The 12942-nt window shown below is 71.4% G+C and carries 11 protein-coding genes; 4 read left to right on the forward strand and 7 right to left on the reverse strand.

All coding sequences use genetic code 11. From position 1 onward, the window contains the following. Positions 1–163 precede the first annotated feature (163 nt). Positions 164–718, forward strand: a complete 555-nt coding sequence (locus ACW4TU_RS15595) for a TetR/AcrR family transcriptional regulator (RefSeq protein ID WP_457430126.1) — start codon at positions 164–166, stop codon at positions 716–718. A 35-nt stretch (positions 719–753) separates the two neighbouring features. Here the strand turns inward: ACW4TU_RS15595 and ACW4TU_RS15600 are convergent, their stop codons facing one another. Together ACW4TU_RS15600 and ACW4TU_RS15605 are read right to left on the reverse strand one after the other, a co-directional pair. Further along, complete coding sequence (locus tag ACW4TU_RS15600; protein ID WP_457430128.1) at positions 754–1722, reverse strand: DeoR/GlpR family DNA-binding transcription regulator; 969 nt, start codon at positions 1720–1722, stop codon at positions 754–756. Between the two features lie 227 nt (positions 1723–1949). Further along, positions 1950–3398 (reverse strand): NAD(P)H-quinone dehydrogenase, encoded by a 1449-nt coding sequence (locus ACW4TU_RS15605; protein WP_457428421.1) that lies wholly within the window; start codon positions 3396–3398, stop codon positions 1950–1952. A gap of 173 nt (positions 3399–3571) precedes the next feature. Here ACW4TU_RS15605 and ACW4TU_RS15610 point away from each other — a divergent pair, with 173 nt between their 5' ends. The 3 genes from ACW4TU_RS15610 (at position 3572) to ACW4TU_RS15620 (ending at position 6785) form a co-directional block, all read left to right on the forward strand. Further along, positions 3572–4009: a gamma-glutamylcyclotransferase family protein gene (locus ACW4TU_RS15610; protein ID WP_189150331.1), complete on the forward strand. Its 438-nt coding sequence runs from the start codon at positions 3572–3574 to the stop codon at positions 4007–4009. A gap of 102 nt (positions 4010–4111) precedes the next feature. After that, positions 4112–4936: a purine-nucleoside phosphorylase gene (locus ACW4TU_RS15615; RefSeq protein ID WP_457428422.1), complete on the forward strand. Its 825-nt coding sequence runs from the start codon at positions 4112–4114 to the stop codon at positions 4934–4936. Between the two features lie 214 nt (positions 4937–5150). After that, entirely contained in the window at positions 5151–6785 is a 1635-nt protein-coding gene (locus ACW4TU_RS15620; protein WP_457428423.1) for a phospho-sugar mutase, read from the forward strand. A gap of 286 nt (positions 6786–7071) precedes the next feature. Here ACW4TU_RS15620 and ACW4TU_RS15625 read toward each other — a convergent pair whose 3' ends face one another. The 5 genes from ACW4TU_RS15625 to ACW4TU_RS15645 form a co-directional block, all read right to left on the reverse strand. Further along, positions 7072–7989: a hypothetical protein gene (locus ACW4TU_RS15625; protein ID WP_457428424.1), complete on the reverse strand. Its 918-nt coding sequence runs from the start codon at positions 7987–7989 to the stop codon at positions 7072–7074. Between the two features lie 49 nt (positions 7990–8038). Continuing rightward, positions 8039–8914, reverse strand: a complete 876-nt coding sequence (gene pstB / locus ACW4TU_RS15630; RefSeq protein WP_457428425.1) for a phosphate ABC transporter ATP-binding protein PstB — start codon at positions 8912–8914, stop codon at positions 8039–8041. A gap of 21 nt (positions 8915–8935) precedes the next feature. Continuing rightward, positions 8936–9877 (reverse strand): sortase, encoded by a 942-nt coding sequence (locus ACW4TU_RS15635; protein ID WP_457428426.1) that lies wholly within the window; start codon positions 9875–9877, stop codon positions 8936–8938. 329 nt (positions 9878–10206) lie between these two features. Then, positions 10207–11631, reverse strand: a complete 1425-nt coding sequence (locus tag ACW4TU_RS15640; protein WP_457428427.1) for an Ig-like domain-containing protein — start codon at positions 11629–11631, stop codon at positions 10207–10209. 149 nt (positions 11632–11780) lie between these two features. Beyond that, a complete protein-coding gene (locus ACW4TU_RS15645; RefSeq protein WP_457428428.1) occupies positions 11781–12857 on the reverse strand; it encodes a hypothetical protein in 1077 nt (358 codons plus the stop codon). Between the last annotated feature and the right edge of the window lie 85 nt (positions 12858–12942).

Consider the following 12942-nt stretch of genomic DNA (forward strand, 5'->3'; position numbering starts at 1 on the left):
GCCGGGCGCTTCGTCGCTCTCCACCCGATGGCATCCTGGGTGCAGGCCGACCCGGTACGGGAGTCGGGCGAGAGGGCAGGTGAGCGGGATGGTGGGCACAGCCTCGCAGGAGGCGACCTCACGGGAGGCGGCGGAGGACGGGGGCGCCGTGCCGCCGCGCGCCATGCGTGCGGACGCCCGCCGCAACTACGAGCGGCTGCTCGCCGAGGCGCGTTCCGCCTTCGCCGAGCACGGGGCCGACGCCTCCCTGGAGGACGTGGCACGGCGCGCCGGAGTCGGTATCGGCACGCTCTACCGCCACTTCCCCAACCGGCACGCCCTGCTGAGCGCGGTCTTCGAGGACGCGGTGAGCGACCTGCTGGCCCGCTCCCGCGAACTGCTGACCGCCCCGGAGCCGTGCGCCGCGCTGGTGACCTGGCTGCGCGAGATCGTCACGCACGCCGGTGAGTACCGCGGCCTGGCACGGGCGCTCATGTCGGTGTCGTCCGACGCCGACTCGGCCCTGGCCAGGTGCAGCAACCCGATGCGGGAGGCGGGCGCGGCCCTGCTCGCCCGCGCCCAGCAGGCCGGCACCCTGCGCACCGATGTCTCCATCGGCGACCTGCTCCAGCTCACCAACGCCATCGCGCTGGCGGCCGAGGAGACCCCGGACGACCCGGACCTCGCCGACCGCCTCCTGACCCTGACACTGCGGGGCCTGAAGGCCGTACCCCGGTAACCCGGTTGGCCCCGGTTACCCGGTTCGTACGACGGTCAGCGGCGGCGGAGGTCCGCCACCCTGGCTCGTTCCCGCTCGCGCTCACCGGGTCCGCCGGGCTGCTCGCCCAGCATCGTGCCGCGCAGCGGATGGCCCGCCGAGCCGCCGGGCAGCTGGCCCCGGCGCGGGTTGGGAAGCGGCACGTCCCGGCGCTGTTGGCGGGTCGGGACGTGCTCACCGCCCTGCGGCCCGTTTCCCGGGGAACTGTTGCCCGAGCCCGACGATCCGGCCACGGCGATCTGCACTCCCTGGTCGGCCAGGGCCTGGAGCTCCGTACCGGCGCGGTCGTCGTGGACGGGCGGTTCGTCGGTGACGAGGCGGGTGATCACATCCGTGGGCACGGTCTGGAACATGGTGTCCGAACCGAGCTTGGTGTGATCGGCGAGCACGACGACCTCGGCGGCGGCCTGCACCAGCGCGCGGTCGACGGACGCCGACAGCATGTTGGAGGTGGACAGCCCGCGTTCGGCCGTGAGCCCGCTTCCGGAGAGGAAGGCCTTGGACACCCGCAGCCCGTGCAGGGACTGCTCGGCACCGCTGCCGACCAGGGCGTAGTTGGAACCGCGCAGAGTGCCACCGGTCATCACGACCTCCACTCTGTTCGCGTGGGCCAACGCCTGAGCCACCAACAGGGAGTTGGTGACGACGGTCAGCCCGGGGACCCGCGCGAGCCGGCGTGCCAGCTCCTGCGTGGTGGTCCCCGCCCCGACCACGATGGCCTCGCCCTCTTCGACGAAGCTCGCGGCGAGGTCGGCGATGGCCGTCTTCTCGGCGGTCGCGAGATGGGATTTCTGCGGAAAGCCGGATTCTCGCGTGAACCCGCCCGGCAATACCGCACCGCCATGCCGGCGGTCGAGGAGTCCTTCTGCCTCCAGTGCGCGCACGTCCCGCCGTACGGTCACTTCGGAGGTCTGGACGACGCGGGCGAGCTCACGGAGCGACACAGCTCCATTGGCACGCACCATTTCGAGGATCAATTGACGACGTTCTGCAGCGAACACGAAACTGACAGTAACCCCAAGGACCGTCTGCTTTCAGCAGTTTGCGCCGAATAGCAGAAGTTGTTCGCATGGAGGTACGCGAAGTGGTATACGCGCCTATCTCCTCTGCCTATGCCACAGGAATGGGCAGCAAATCCCCGTGACCAGCCGGAAGTTGCCCTCTCCGGCGCCTCCCCGGCACCTCCCGGCCGTCAGGCCTCGCCCGCCGCCTTGCGCGTGTGAAGCTGCCGGGCGACCTCGGCGATCGATCCCGAAAGGGACGGATAGACCGTGAACGCGTTCGCGATCTGCTCGACCGTCAGATTGTTGTCGACGGCGATCGAGATCGGGTGGATGAGTTCGGAGGCGCGCGGCGACACGACGCACCCGCCCACGACAATCCCGGTACCGGGCCGGCACATGAGCTTGACGAAACCGTCCCGGATGCCCATCATCTTCGCGCGCGGATTGCGCAGCAGCGGCAGTTTGACGACCACGGCCTCGATCTTCCCGGCGTCGACATCGGCCTGGGTGTAGCCGACGGTGGCGATCTCGGGGTCGGTGAAGACGTTGGAGGAGACGGTCTTCAGGTTCAGGGGGGCCACCGCGTCGCCGAGGAAGTGGTACATGGCGATACGGCCCTGCATGGCGGCGACGGACGCGAGGGCGAAGACGCCGGTCACGTCACCGGCGGCGTACACGCCCGGGGCTGTCGTCCGCGACACCTTGTCGGTCCAGATGTGCCCGGAGTCGCGGAGCTTGACCCCGGCCTCCTCCAGGCCCATTCCGGCGCTGTTGGGAATCGCGCCGACGGCCATCAGACAGTGCGAGCCGCTGATAACCCGCCCGTCGGAGAGGGTGACCTCGACCCGGTCGCCGACGCGCTTGGCGGACTCGGCGCGGGAGCGGGCCATGACGTTCATGCCACGGCGCCGGAAGACCTCTTCGAGGACGGCGGCGGCGTCGGGGTCCTCACCCGGCAGCACGCGGTCACGGGAGGAGACGAGGGTGACCTTGGACCCGAGGGCCTGATAGGCACCGGCGAACTCGGCTCCGGTCACACCGGACCCGACCACGATGAGTTCCTCGGGCAGCTCGGTGAGGTCGTAGACCTGGGTCCAGTTGAGGATGCGCTCACCGTCGGGCTGCGCGTCTTCCAGCTCACGCGGGTGTCCGCCGGTGGCGATCAGCACGGCGTCGGCGACGAGTGTCTCCTCGCTGCCGTCCACGGCCCGTACGACGACCTTGCGGGAGCCGTCGACGCCCTGGAGGCCGTCGAGCCGCCCGCGCCCGCGCAGGACGCGTGCGCCGGCCCGGGTGACGGAGGCGGTGATGTCGTGCGACTGGGCGAGGGCGAGGCGCTTCACCCGTCGGTTGACCTTGCCGAGGTCGACGCCTACGACGCGGGCGGCCTGTTTGTCGGGTGGGGTGTCGTCCGCGACGATGATCCCCAGCTCCTCGTACGAGGAGTCGAAGGTGGTCATCACCTCGGCCGTGGCGATCAGGGTCTTCGACGGTACGCAGTCGGTGAGCACCGACGCCCCGCCCAGACCGTCGCAGTCGACGACGGTCACCTCCGCGCCGAGCTGCGCTGCCACCAGCGCCGCTTCGTAGCCGCCGGGTCCGCCACCAATGATCACGATCCGAGTCACATACCCCATTGTCCCGTACGCGCCGGGGTGCCGATGCCACGGGGCCCCCGCACGGGTCCCGGGGCGCGTGCCAGGGGGACGGCCGACGGGTGCGGCACGGGCGAGGACGGACGTCTGTACGGGTGCGGGAGAGGCGTGTGCTGCCGGAGTGACGGCCGTGTCCGCTGCCGTACTCTCGATCCATGTCGCTCTACGCCGCCTACGCCGGCAATCTCGACGCCCGGCTCATGACGCGCCGCGCACCGCACTCGCCGCTGCGCGCCACCGGCTGGCTGACCGGCTGGCGGCTGACGTTCGGCGGCGAGCACATGGGCTGGGAGGGCGCCCTCCCGACGATCGTCGAGGCACCGCGCTCCCAGGTCTTCGTCGCCCTGTACGAGATCGCCCCGCTCGACGAGGACTCCCTGGACCGCTGGGAGGGCGTGGGCCTCGACATCTACCGCCGGATGCGGTTGCGCGTGGACACGCTGGAGGGCGAGGAACCGGCGTGGGTGTACGTCCTCAACGGATACGAGGGCGGCCTGCCGTCGGCCCGGAACCTGGGTGAGATCGCCGACGCGGCGGAGTCGGCGGGGGCGCCGCACGACTATGTGATGGAACTGAGAAAACGTCCCTGTTGAAAGCCGTCGGCCGCGTGCCGTTGGAAACGACAGGACAACGATCGCCATCCCGTGACCTCCCTCATCTACGCGCGTAGGCTCGAACCGGATACCCTCATGCGCGTGAACGCATCTCTTCTTCCGGACGACATCCAGGGCGACCCCTACTCCGCCGCCGACGCCGCCGCCGCGCGCCTGCGCGAGCTCACGGGCGCCGAGACCCACGACGTCGCCCTCGTGATGGGCTCCGGCTGGGCACCGGCCGTGGACGCCCTGGGCGACCCCGAGGCCGAGCTCCAGGTCACCGACCTGCCCGGCTTCCCGCCGTCGGCGGTCGAGGGCCATGGCGGCAAGATCCGCTCGTACCGGATCGGTGACAAGCGCGCGCTGGTCTTCCTGGGCCGCACGCACTACTACGAGGGCCGGGGCGTCGCGTCCGTGGCGCACGGTGTCCGTACCGCCGTGGCCGCCGGCTGCAAGACCATCGTCCTGACCAACGGCTGCGGCGGGCTGCGCGCCGACATGCGCCCCGGCCAGCCGGTCCTGATCAGCGACCACATCAACCTCACGGCGACGTCCCCGATCGTCGGCGCGAACTTCGTCGACCTGACGGACCTGTACTCGCCGCGGCTGCGTGCCCTGTGCAAGGAGATCGACCCGAGCCTTGAGGAGGGCGTGTACGCCCAGTTCACGGGCCCCCACTACGAGACGCCGGCGGAGATCCGGATGGCGCGGACCATCGGCGCGGACCTGGTCGGGATGTCGACGGTGCTGGAGGCGATCGCGGCTCGCGAGGCCGGCGCCGAGATCCTGGGCATCTCCCTGGTGACGAACCTCGCGGCGGGGATGACGGGGGAGCCCCTGAACCACGAGGAGGTCCTCCAGGCGGGCCGCGACAGCGCGACACGCATGGGCGCCCTCCTGACCCAGGTCCTGGACCGCCTGTAACGCTTGGTCAGCCCCCGAACCTCCCGCATTTCCAGCCCGTCTGGGGGTCCCCCCTCTGGGGGAGTTTGAGGACGAGCGCGTTCAGCGCGAACGGGGGGTCTGGGGGCGCAGCCCCCAGGGACAGGATGGGACGGGTAGGGGCGGCGGGGGCGACGACAATGGCCCCGCACCCGACCACGCAAGGCAACGCACCACCACAACGAGAGGCACCGACGTGCACGACGACGAACTCATCGCACGCGCCAAGGCGTGGCTGGCCGAGGACCCCGACGCCGAAACCCGTGAGGAACTCGCCAAGCTCATCGACGCCCAGGACCTCCCCGAACTCACCACCCGCTTCACCGGCACCCTCCAGTTCGGCACCGCGGGCCTCCGCGGCGAACTCGGCGCCGGCCCCATGCGCATGAACCGCTCGGTCGTCATCCGCGCCGCCGCCGGCCTCGCCGCGTATCTCAGGGCGAAGGGCCGGACCGACGGCCTCGTCGTCATCGGCTACGACGCCCGCCACAAGTCGGCGGACTTCGCCCAGGACACCGCCGCCGTGATGACCGGAGCCGGTCTCAGGGCAGCCGTCCTCCCCCGCCCCCTCCCCACCCCCGTACTCGCGTTCGCCATAAGGCACCTCGGCGCCGTCGCGGGCGTGGAGGTCACCGCCAGCCACAACCCGCCCCGCGACAACGGCTACAAGGTGTACCTGGGCGACGGTTCCCAGATCGTCCCGCCCGCCGACGCCGAGATCGCCGCCGAGATCGACGCCGTACGCGCGCTGAACGACGTACCGCGCCCGGAAACCGGCTGGGAAACCCTCGACGACACGGTCCTGAACGCCTACCTGGCCCGTACGGACGCCGTTCTCACCCCCGGCTCGCCCCGTACCGCCCGCACGGTCTACACCGCGATGCACGGCGTCGGCCGGGAGACCCTCCTCGCGGCCTTCGCCCGGGCCGGTTTCCCCGCCCCCGAGCTGGTCGCCGAACAGGCCGACCCCGACCCGGACTTCCCGACCGTCGCCTTCCCGAACCCGGAAGAGCCCGGCGCGATGGACCTCGCCTTCGCGAAGGCCCGCGAGACGAACCCGGACCTGATCATCGCGAACGACCCGGACGCGGACCGTTGCGCCGTGGCCGTACCGGGCGGCGACGGCTGGCGCATGCTGCGCGGCGACGAGGTGGGCGCCCTCCTCGCCACCCACCTGGTCCGGCACGGAGCGCGGGGCACGTTCGCCGAGTCGATCGTCTCCTCGTCCCTCCTCGGCCGGATCGCCGAGAAGGCGGGTCTGCCGTACGAGGAGACCCTGACCGGCTTCAAGTGGATCGCCCGCGTCGACGGCCTGCGCTACGGCTACGAGGAGGCCCTCGGCTACTGCGTGGACCCCGAGGGTGTACGCGACAAGGACGGCATCACCGCCGCGCTCGCCATCACGGAACTCGCCTCCGAGCTGAAGTCCGAGGGCCGTACGCTCCTCGACCTGCTCGACGACATCGCCGTCGAGCACGGTCTGCACGCCACGGACCAGCTCTCGGTCCGCGTCGAGGACCTGTCGGTGATCGCGAACGCCATGGGCCGGCTGCGCGAGCAGCCCCCGACCCACCTCGCGGGCCTGGCGATCACGAAGGCCGAGGACCTCACGCGGGGCACGGAGACGCTCCCGCCCACGGACGGCCTGCGCTACACGCTCGACGGCGCCCGCGTCATCGTCCGCCCCAGCGGTACGGAGCCCAAACTGAAGTGCTACCTGGAGGTCGTCCTCCCGGTGGCCACGCACGCGGATCTCCCGGCGGCCCGCGCGAAGGCGACGGACCTGCTGGAGACGATCAAGCGGGACCTGTCCACGGCGGCGGGCATCTGAGCCGCGGCCGACCGGACGCCGTCCGGCCCTGATTCACCGGGTGTTGGGCTGCCGGATGCTCCCCGGCTGCTCGTCCCCTCCGCACCCGTCCCATCCTGGAACGGCGGCACGGATGCCTTCCTCGCCCCCCTTGGAGGGCATCCGCCTCCAGGCGCCCGCCGCCCCTCTCACACCCTGGCGGGCTGCCGATGCCGTGCACAGGCCGGTCGTGGGGTGCGGTCACACATGAGTCAGCCGCATCTCGCGGCCGGCCCACGCGCTTACGGCGTCCGGTGACGATCGCGTTTCACACCCGCATGAGATAGCTGAAACCCGTGTCCGGGCCGACGCAGGACTGAAGAGTGAGGTCGCCCCAGTAGAGGCCGTGGGAGGGGGTACCGCGGCCGGGTGAGACATGGCGGGCGTACACGCGGTACTCGAACGTGCCGCGTGGTGTCGTGGCCGTGACGACCGTGCCCAGGGGCAGTTCGGCGAACCGGTCGAACCCGCAGTAGTCGTGGCCCACGACGACGGCGGTCCGTAGCGCGAAGCCGTCCTCCGTCGTCCCGAGGTCGGGCCCCGTCCACTGCACGGCGTCCCGGCACCTGTCCACCTCCTCCTGCCCGCCCCGGACGACACGGGCCGACCAGGAGCCGATCCGGAGGGTGGTCGAACCGTCACGGCTGCGCCCGTCGGGCGTCTCGGCGCGGGGTGCCTCGGTGGGTGTGGCGCGGAGGCGCGGGGCAACGGACGGGGACGCCGTGGGTGACGAGGCCGGCAGTGCCGCCTCCGGCGACCCGGTGGACGCGGTCCGGGACGGTGTGGGGTGGGGCGTGGGGTCGGTGGTGGCGGTCGTGGGAGCCGGGTCGGCCGGCACCTCCTCGGGGGGCGGCGGTGCGGGAGCGGAGCGCCCGGCCGGGTCCTCCGGCTCCCGCTCGGCGGACGGGAGAGCGGAGGGAAGCACGGACGGGGCGGACGCCGGCGGGGCCGCCAAGGGCTCGTCGGACCCTCCGGGGACGGCACAGCCCGCAAGGGCGACGGCCGCGACAAATCCCAGGAAGGCCGCGGCGGTCGCCCGGCCACGGTGCGGGGCGCCTCGGGAGGGAACGCCTCCGGGCGGTTGGACGGACCGGCCGCCGATCACCGGCCGCCGTCTGCCCGTGAGCGAGGTGTCACCGGCGTCGGACGGTGCGACGGCCGTTCCGGAGCGGGACCTGACGTTCATGGGTGGACTCCTCACCTGCTCGGCCGCGGCTCGAACGCCCCTCGTTCGCCTATCCGAAGCGTCCGTTGACGTAGTCCGTCGTGCGTGGATCCTGCGGGTTGTCGAACATCGCGCGTGTGGTGCCGTGTTCGACGATGAGGCCGGGAGTGCCCTGTTCGGCGAGGAAGAACGCGCACTGGTCGGAGACGCGGGCCGCCTGCTGCATGTTGTGGGTGACGATCACGATGGTGACCTCTTCGGACAGCTCGTGGATCGTCTCCTCGATGCGGCGGGTGGAGGTGGGGTCCAGGGCGGAGCACGGCTCGTCCATGAGGAGGACCCTCGGGCGTACCGCCAGCGACCGCGCGATGCACAGGCGCTGCTGCTGGCCACCGGAGAGCGCGCCGCCGGGCTGCCGGAGCCGGTCGCGGACCTCTTTCCACAGGCCCGCCTTGGTCAGGCACTCCTCGACGAGTACGTCCTTCTCGTCGCGGGAGGCCCTGATGCCGCCCAGCTTGAGGCCCGCGGTGACGTTGTCGTAGATCGACATCGCCGGGAAGGGGTTGGGCTTCTGGAAGACCATGCCGATCTGACGGCGGGCGTGGGTGATGCGGCGGCCCCGGTCGTAGATGTCCTCGCCGTCGAGCAGCACCCGGCCCGAGAGGGAGGCGGAGCCGATCAGTTCGTGCATGCGGTTGAGGATCCGCAGGAAGGTGGACTTGCCGCAGCCGGACGGGCCGATGAGCGCGGTGACCTTGCGGGCGGGCATGGAGAGGGACACCTGCTCCAGGACCTTGTGATCACCGAACCAGGCCGAGATGGAGTCGGCCTCCAGGGTGGCCGGGTTGCTCGCCGGGGTGTCGGCGGGCCTGCTCGTCCGCACGGTCTCCAGCTTCACCGTCGGGGCATGGACCGCGTCGACGAGCGTGTCGTTGGTGTCGGACATGATGGGTGAACTCCTCGTCGGTCAGAGCAGGTTGGGCAGCAGCCGGGTGGCGGCGCCGGAGACGGCGAGGCCGAGGGCGGCCAGTACGGGCACGCTGACGACCCAGGTCTGCCAGCGGCCCCACACGCGGTACGCGGCCATGGTGAGCAGGGCCGCGGCGAGCAGCGCCTGCGACCAGAGGAAGACCGGGAGCCAGGCCCCGTCCTCGGTGCCCATGGCCTGCTCGGCCTCACCGATCCAGGCGAGCGTCAGCGGGCGGGGCGGGCTGGGCTGGGCGTCACTCGTCAGGGTGGCGTCGAGGCGGAGGGTGCCCGAGGGCGTGTAGGGCGATCCGTCGGCCGTCACGAGCGTGAGCCGGCCCTCGCCCTCCTTGAGGGTGGCCGGCAGCGGGTCACCCTCGCGGCGGATGCCCGAGACCTCGTAGACGGCCGTGCCCTGACCGGTCGTCACCCGGATCTCGGTGCCGACGGGCAGCTTGCGCAGCTCGTTGAACGGGCTGCCGTACCCCCACTGGCGGCCCATGATCAGGCTGGTGCCCGCCTGCCCAGGCAACGGGGTGTCCCGGCGGTGGCCGGGGCCGGACATCAGCACCCCGGAGGTGGTGCCCTCCCCGACGACCTCCTTCAGGCCCAGCACGGGGATGCGCAGCAGCGCGACGGGCGCACCCGGCCGCAGCATCTTGCCGTCGTACGTCTGCTGGCCCACCGGGGCGGTGCCGAGGGCGAGTTGACGCCGGAGTTCGTCGTAGGCGGTCTGCTGGTCGCGGCTGTGCTGGAGGTGGCCCACGAGGGTCAGGTTGGCCGCGAAACCGAGCAGCAGCGCCGCGAGCAGGCACATCGCCGCCCCGGCGAACGCGAAGCCGGGGCGCTCGACCCGGGGTCGCCCCGAGGCGGGCCGGGGCTCGGGTGCGGGCGCCGGCACCGGCGGCGCGGCGGCCGGCGGGGGCGGGGACAACACGGTCACGGGGTGCGCTCCTGTGGAGAGGTATGGGGTGGCGAAACGACAGGTACGGGCGGCGGGACGGTGGCCCGCCGCCCGTGCTCCGTCTGCTGTGAGGGCCTGTCCGGCGGATCAGGTCGGAGGGAAGCAACGGTGCCTCTTCGGCGAACGTGAGCGGGGCTTGGTACGTGCAGCTGCAAGGCGGAGGAGGGCGTCGACGCGATGGGGGTCCCCCCGGTCGAGCGAAGCCGAGAGTGGGGGGTCGGCAACCGACGACAACGCCGCTGGGGGTCCCCCCTCTGGGGGAGTGCGTACCAAGCCCCGCGTCTCCGGCATGATCCGCCGGACAGGCCCTAGGGGCGGGGCTCGCCGAAGGTCAGCAGCCCGTTGCGGCGGCCGAACCTGACGGCGAAGATGCCGGCCGCGAGGAGGACGACGGCGCCGATGCCGGAGAACAGCGCGATCCGGCTGCCGGTGGAGGCGAGGCCGCCCTGGGGCGAGGTGCCGCCGGTACCACTGGTGCCACCGGTCGTGCCGGACGTGCCGTCACCGCCGGTCGTGCCGGACGTCGTACCGGAGGTGTCGCCCGAACCGCCGTCGGTCGCGTCGTCGGTGGGGTCGGCGGTCGGGTCGTCCGTGGGATCGTCCGTCGGGTCACCGGTCGGGTCGTCGGTCGCGGTCGGCGACGGGGACTCGGACGGCTCGGGGACGGTGAAGGCGACCGTGTCGACTTCGCCGCACCTCGGGGTCACCTTCCATGCGTTGTTCCCGCCGACCGCGTCGTCCGGAACCTTCAGGGATGCCCAGCTCACCGTGCCGTTCGCGTCGGCCGTGGCAGCCGGGAACGCGGTGTCGTTCCCGTTGAGGGCGACGGCGTACGGCGTGCCCACCGTGCAGCCGCGGAGGATGAGCTTCACCTCCTGGCCGCGCTGCAGCTCGGGGTTGACGGGCAGCCGCTCCCCCGAGGCGTTCTGCATCTCGAATCGCGGCGCCTGCACGGTCACGTCTCTGGACGCGGACTCGGAGACCGCCCACTTGGTGGTGTCCGTGGGTGTGAAGCGGGCGACGATCCTGTGCGGTCCCTCGGTCAGCGCCGATGTCTTGAGATCGGCCTTCCCGCCGGCGACCGTGGCCTGTCCCAGCGACGTCTCACCGTCCAGGAACGCCACGGTGCCCGCCGCCTCCGCGGGGCCGACGGTCGCGCTGAGCGTCACCTCCTGGCCGGGCTCGGGAGTGGAGGGGCTGTACGTCAGCTCGGTGGTGGTGGCCTCGGCGCCCTCACCGACCACCCAGTTGTCGCCGGTGACGGTGATCTTCTGGGTCCAGTACGGGTCGCCGGGCACCCAGTCCTCGGGGGCGGGGCTCAGGTCGAAGGGGTCCACGCACCGTACGCGCAGTTCGTACGTGCCGTCGCCCGCGATGACTCCGGCCAGGTCGGCCACGGCCATCCCCGGGTTGTCCTCCGCCTTCAGCGAGACAGCCGACGTCGCCTCACTGAAGGGCGCTCCCGCGCTGATCCCGTTCAGCGCTGTCACCTCGGTGGTGCCGTCGGCCTTGACCACGTACAGGCGGAGGAAGTTGTTCCAGTTGAGTTCCTCGACCGTGGTGTCGGGGCACTTGCCGGGGATTCCGATGGAACCGGCGAAGGGCTGCGGATCGCTCAGCCTGCCGGTGGCGGGCTCCATGGTGAACTCCCCGACGGACGCCGCCCGGGCTGACTGGCTCTGGAACGCGACCAGGGTCACCAGGCCCGCGGCGAGCACGGCACAGACGGCCATGATCGCGGCGACTCTTCGGAACGGATGTGGCACTGTCATTGCGGTTGCCCCCCGAGGGACGGTTGACGGACGGAAAACAGGACAGCGCGTGGGGCCGGGCACCTGGAGGGTGCCCGGCCGTCACGCGGAGGTCAGGTGGCGGTCAACGGCTACCGGTTGCCGGTGAGGTTGGTGTCACCGCAGCTGGACGCCCCGGAGTCGGCGCTGAGGTCACCGAAGCCGTAGGTCTTGATGGTGGCGAGGTTCGCGCAGACCTGGGAGGTGGCACCGACGAAGGCACGGACGATGGTCGGGTCGGCGGTCGCCCCGGTGATCTTGGTGCTCGGGACGACGTTGTAGACGTCACGGGCGAAGAAGAAGTTCGGGTTGAGCTCGATGGCCGTGCCCGTACCGGTGGTCGGGGCCGTGCCCTCGATGCCGCGCAGACGCGACTCACCGCGACGGTTCGGGACGTTCGGGAGGGTCTTGCCCTGGGCGAGCCACTGCGCGACCGACATCGGCATGATCTGGGTGCCGTTGGCGATCGCCGCACCGTTGTGCTCCTGCACCGTGTCGTCGACGCAGCCGGCGGCCTTGGCCGTGGCGATCTGCGCCTCGGTCACGCCGATGGAGGTCAGCCAGTACGTCCGGGTGCCCGAACCGCTCTGCGGCAGCAGCGCCTTGGAGACCGTCTGGGTGGCGCCGGAGGCGTTCACGAAGGCGCACGTCTGGTAGATGGAGGCGAGCTGCGCCTTCGTCAGGTTCGTCGGCAGCGTGCTGCCCAGGTCCGTGGCGTAGGTGACCGCGTCCTTGCCGAACGGGATGAAGGTGAGGTTCGTGCCCGCGGTGGACGGGCCGCGCGAGGAACGGGCGAAGTCGACACAGTCCGCCGTCGTCGTGTCGGCGACCTCGGCGTTCAGCCTGTCGATGCCGGCGGACGAGCCGTTCGGGCGGACGATGTTCGCACAGTGCGGGCTCGTCGCGGGGTCCTTGGGGGTGATCGTGGTGGTGGCACCGGTGGGCGGGACGGCGTCCCACGAACCGATGATCTTGTTGCCACTGGCGTCGACGGCGACCTCGCCAAGGCCGTTCACCACGTACTGCGTGGTGTCCGAGCCGACGCCCGCCAGGGCACGCCACGAGGGAGTCGAGTAGTCCGCAGAGGCAGGGGTGGACAGGACACCGACACCGAGGGCGGCAGCACCGAGAACCGCGGCGCCGACCTTGGCGCGAGACTTGACGTTCACTTCTGAACTCCTCGTTTTCGAATTTCGAAGACTGGACGTTCGACCTGAATCCGGATTTCTTTTGCGACCGACCCGTCGACCGGTC

It is taken from the genome of Streptomyces kryoterrae, assembly GCF_054072135.1.